Source organism: Mesorhizobium sp. M5C.F.Ca.IN.020.32.2.1 (assembly GCF_004023105.1).
Lineage (GTDB): Bacteria > Pseudomonadota > Alphaproteobacteria > Rhizobiales > Rhizobiaceae > Mesorhizobium > Mesorhizobium wenxiniae.
This window is the reverse complement of the sequence record NZ_RZSX01001088.1, coordinates 1-1,831: the sequence shown is the minus strand read 5'-3', so window position 1 is coordinate 1,831 and position 1,831 is coordinate 1. Positions and strand designations below refer to the sequence as shown.

Annotated in this window: 1 protein-coding gene; it reads right to left on the bottom strand. The window is 65.6% G+C overall.

What is annotated here, in order from left to right; all coding sequences use genetic code 11:
• Positions 1-1,662, bottom strand: a 1,662-nt coding sequence (locus EOA86_RS33135; protein ID WP_245497454.1) for a GumC family protein, incomplete at its 3' end; no start/stop codon positions are given.
• Positions 1,663-1,831: the final 169 nt, after the last annotated feature.

The following is a 1,831-nucleotide window of genomic DNA, read 5'->3' as shown; positions in this document are numbered from 1 at the left end:
CTGCCAGGGATAGCCCATCGGCGGTTGCGCATACGCTTGCATAGGCGGGACCGGGTACATCGCTTGCTGCTTGACCGGATCCCGCTTTGCGCCTCCGGCGACTGCGGATGCGCCATCCGGTGAGTCACTGGAACGCGAGTCTTCGCTGCGCGCCTTGCGCGGCACGATCCTGCTCACCGCCGACAGCAGCGCATTAATCGGACCTGAATGCCTGGTGGCCTCGACTGGCGGGACGGGCGGCGGCGACGCCTGGTATGCCTTGTCTACAAAACGGCGCTCGTCCGTCCGGCGGCGCGGCCGCGAATTGGCGGTATCGCGCAGGCTCGCATAGGCGCCGCGCATGGCGCCAAGGCCGACACCAGAGGCGAGGCCCGCCAGCAAGCCGGCAAGCACCGTCACGGCGCGCGACGGTCCGTTCGGCTCGAGCGGGGCGAAGGCCCTGGAGATCACGTTGATGTTGGCGGTGTTGATGTCCTTCTGCTCGCCGGTTTCCTTGGCGCGCAGAAGGTATTGTTCATAGACGGAGCGTTTGGCGGCGGCCTCGCGCTCCAGTTCGCGCAACGTGACCAGATCGCTGTTGACGTCGCCGCTGCGGACCTTCAACTGCGCCAGCCGGGAAGCCAGATCCTGTTCGAGCTGCACGGCGCGCCTGAGGTCGACCTGCAGCGACGAGGCGATGCGGCGCAGTTCCCCGGCGATGCGCTCGCGCGAGCCGGCAAGCTGGGCATTGAGCGCCTGGAGCTCGGGATGCCGCGGCCCGAACCGGATCGCGGCGCGGTCGGCCTCCTGCTTGAGCGCCGCATATTGCGAGCGCAATTCGCTCATGGTGTTGGAGTTGATCTCCTCCGGCAAGGTGCCGCTCAGAACCGAATTCACGTCGATCGAGCGCGCCGACGCCGCGCGGGCGTTGAGTTCCAGCGTGCGCGCGCGGGCGATGGCAAGCTGCTGGTTGAGCTTGAGCATCTCGTCGTCGCTGATCAGATGGCCTTGCGCGTCGACGAGGTCGTGCGCGGCCCTGAAATCCTCGACCTTGCGCTCGGCCGCCTCGACGCCCTTGCGCAGTTCGTCGAGCCTGCCCGTCAGTTCGTTGGTCGCGCGGCCAGCGGTGTCCGACTGGATCTGACCGAAGGTCTGCAGGAAGACGTCCGTCATCGTATTGGCGATGAGAGCCGACTTCTCGCCATTTTGCGTGGTGGCGCTGACGGAGATGACGAAGGTCTTGCCGCCGCGCGCGACCGAAAGACTCTCCGCCAGATTGGCGACGGCCAGCGCACGGCGGCGGCCCTCACCGACACCCGGCCCGTCATTGCGCGACAGGATCGACCGGATGAGCGTCATCACGCCAAGGCCGTCGGAACCCTGCCCGTTGAACTCCGGATCGTTGACCAGATTGAGCTTGTCCACGACCTTGTTGAGAACGGTACCGGAGGTGAGCACGCGAACCTGGTTTTCGACGATGGCCAGCGTGGCGTCGGACGCAACCACCGATTGGGTGAGGTCGCGGTCGGTGAGCTTCAGGTCGCGTGGGTCGACGATCAGCTCTGCGGTGGATTCGTATTTCTTCGGCGTCGACAGCGCGATCGCGACACCAAGCGTGGCGCCCAGTATCGTCATGGCGACGATCAGCAGCTTCGACCTGGCGATGCCGCGGACGACCTGCATCGGATCGATCAACGGCTTCCATCCGTCGTCATCCTCGCGGGAAGATCGCTGCTTGTCAGCGGCGTATCGAGCTTCGAACGTCGCATATCGTGGATCGGACGCGGCATACCGAGGCTCGAACGCGGCGTATCGAGGATTGAACGCGGGGTATCGAGGATCGAACGTGGCA